This is a genomic window from Corallococcus carmarthensis, assembly GCF_003611695.1.
GTDB lineage: Bacteria > Myxococcota > Myxococcia > Myxococcales > Myxococcaceae > Corallococcus > Corallococcus carmarthensis.
In genome coordinates this window covers 1-391 of sequence record NZ_RAWE01000513.1, presented here as the reverse complement: position 1 = coordinate 391, position 391 = coordinate 1, and the positions used below count along the sequence as shown (strand labels likewise).

General features: G+C 73.4%; 1 protein-coding gene. It reads left to right on the top strand.

The annotated features are described in order from the left end of the window. Window positions 1-391 (top strand): hypothetical protein (locus D7X32_RS45900; protein ID WP_208752799.1); only part of this gene is annotated, 391 nt, incomplete at both ends.

Here is a 391-nt window from a genome sequence, read left to right as displayed (position 1 = left end):
CTCTATCGCAGCCTCGAGCCGCCGACCGAGGAACGGCTGGCGCGGACGCTGTCCACCCGCCGCTATGCGGACGCCGCGCTGCGCGACCTGCCGATGGACCGGCGGCAGTCGTTCGGGGTGCCGGTGTTCCGCGTGACCGACCCCGACGGGAAGGGCACCCACGACTACATCGCCGCGTCCGAGACGATGCCGAAGGCGGGCTGGACGGTGCACGTGCTGCTGGACGCGGCCAACCTGCGGCAGGAGGCGCGGATGGCCGTGGGCAGCCTTGTCCTGCTGCTCTGCGCCGCTGCGTTCGGCGCGCTGGTGCTGGTCCAGCGCCGCAGGCAGGCAACCGAGCGGATCGCGATGCAGCGCTTCGCCCGGGCCGAGCTGGAACGGCGGGTCGAGG